1 protein-coding gene, 1 tRNA gene and 1 rRNA gene are annotated in these 2,173 nt (G+C 38.6%); 2 read left to right on the top strand and 1 reads right to left on the bottom strand.

Annotated features, from left to right (window positions below; all coding sequences use genetic code 11):
* Positions 1 to 2: 2 nt before the first annotated feature.
* Positions 3 to 118: ribosomal RNA gene (rrf, locus tag C7Y47_RS24500) — 5S ribosomal RNA — on the top strand.
* A 127-nt stretch (positions 119 to 245) separates the two neighbouring features.
* Here rrf and mbcS read toward each other — a convergent pair.
* Positions 246 to 1,829 (bottom strand): acyl-CoA synthetase MbcS, encoded by a 1,584-nt coding sequence (gene mbcS, locus C7Y47_RS24495; protein WP_142511122.1) that lies wholly within the window; start codon positions 1,827 to 1,829, stop codon positions 246 to 248.
* Between the two features lie 268 nt (positions 1,830 to 2,097).
* Here mbcS and C7Y47_RS24490 point away from each other — a divergent pair.
* Positions 2,098 to 2,171, top strand: a tRNA-Asn gene (locus C7Y47_RS24490).
* Positions 2,172 to 2,173 lie beyond the last annotated feature (2 nt).

Below are 2,173 nucleotides of genomic sequence, written 5' to 3'. Positions count from 1 at the left end.
AGTCTAGTGATGATGGCAAAGAGGTCACACCCGTTCCCATACCGAACACGGAAGTTAAGCTCTTTAGCGCCGATGGTAGTTGGGGGCTTCCCCCTGTGAGAGTAGGACGTCGCTAGGCGCAAAAAGTCGCTGCTGATAAACTCAGTAGTGGCTTTTTTTATATGCAAAAGAATATTAAATACTAGCAATATATATAAAGGAGACATTTCAACCAAGTGAATGGTAAAATGTCTCTTTATTATATTTTATACAGTTGTTGTTGCTACTCGTAGTTCTATACGACGAATCTTACCAGAAGTTGTTTTTGGTAGCTCATCGATAAAGACAATACTACGAGGATATTTATAAGGCGCTGTTAATGCTTTAACGTGCTCTTGTAGTTCTTTTATTAACTCGTCCTCATCAAGATCTCTGAAGCTTTCTCGTAAGACGACAAAGGCTTTAACAATATGGCCTCTAATTTCATCTGGAGCTGCGACTACAGCACATTCTTGTACAGCTTCATGTTTATTTAAAGCATCTTCTACTTCAAATGGCCCAATTGTATAGCCTGATGAAATAATGATGTCATCTCCTCGACCTTCAAACCAGAAGTAGCCGTCTTCATCGCATTTGGCTTGGTCTCCAGTAATATACCAATCTCCACGGAAGGCAGCTTGTGTACGTTCAGGCTCACGATAGTACTCCTTAAATAGAGCAGGAGAAGATTTGTGTACTGCAATATCTCCAACTTCTCCAACGGGTGCCTCGTTGCCTTCATGATCTATAATACGGACAATATTGCCAGGTGTAGGAACACCCATTGAACCAGGACGTAAATCAATATTTTCAAGTGTGCCAATTAATAAGGTATTTTCCGTTTGTCCATAGCCATCGCGAACTTTAAGATCGAAATTTTTCATAAATGTTTCGATGACTGGTCGATTTAATGGTTCACCAGCCGAAACAGCACTGCGTAGAGAAGATAGATTATAGTCTTTTAAATTATCAATCTTCGCCATAATTCGATATTCCGTTGGAGTACAGCACAATACATTAACCTTTTCTTCTTGAAGCAGTTTAAGATATGTTTTTGCATCAAATCCTCCGTGGTATACTAATGCAGTTGCGCCCAGCATAATAGTCGATAAAAATGGGCTCCAAATCCATTTTTGCCACCCTGGAGCTGCTGTAGCCCAAACTAAGTCACCTTCACATACACAAAGCCATTGTGAAGCGGCTGTTCTAATATGTGCATATCCCCATCCGTGTGAATGAACAACTCCTTTTGGTTTGCCAGTTGTGCCAGATGTATAAGAAAGAAATGCCATATCATCTCTTTTAGTAGCAGCTGCTGTAAATGTATCTGGCTGAGTACTTGCTAATTCATCTAAAGAGGTCCAATCACCAGTAGCAGTGCCTATAAGCAATTTATTATTTAAAGCCTCCACTGAAGAAGTAATACAATCTACCTCACTTGTGAACGCTTCATAGGCTATTACTGCCCTTGCAGAAGAGTGTGCCATACGATATTCTAAATCACTTGCACGTAACATTTCTGAACAAGAAATAGGAACAATCCCAGCCTTTAGACAGCCGAGGAAGACAAAATAAGCTTCAGGCAGACGAGGAATAATAACTAATACGCGATCTCCTTTTTGAAGCCCCTTCTTCGTAAAGGCATGCGCGTATTGATTCATTTTTTGAACAAGTTCAACATAGGAAATTGTTTGACGCTCCTGTTGAGTATTTAGCCACCGTATTGCTTGGCGATCACTATCTCGAGAAAATTTCTCCAATTCCTCTGTAATATTATAGAATTCCGGTGCAATTAAATCGTTTGTTACCATGTGAACATTCCTCCCCTAAACAAATTTATTAGAAAATTCGTAAAACTATTTCTATTTTAACAATTACAATAATATACAGCAAGAATATTCTGTACATGAAATAGAAATATTAGATATAATAGAGAACTATTAGGTTTCTTGTTGCTGCATAGGAAGACTTCGACAAAAAATATAAAAATTTTCACAAAAAGTATTGCATAATTTATAATGCTTGCTATAATAATAAATGTACTTAAGAGGTTTTAAAAACCGAATTGAATAGTATTGTTCCGAAGTAGCTCAGTTGGTAGTAGCACCTGACTGTTAATCAGGTTGTCGCAGGTTCGAGTCCTGCCTTCGGAGCC

Source organism: Lysinibacillus sphaericus (genome assembly GCF_006864135.1).
In the GTDB taxonomy this organism is placed as follows: Bacteria; Bacillota; Bacilli; order Bacillales_A; family Planococcaceae; genus Lysinibacillus.
Note: the sequence above shows the minus strand (reverse complement) of the source record. Positions and strands in the feature narration are given on the sequence as shown.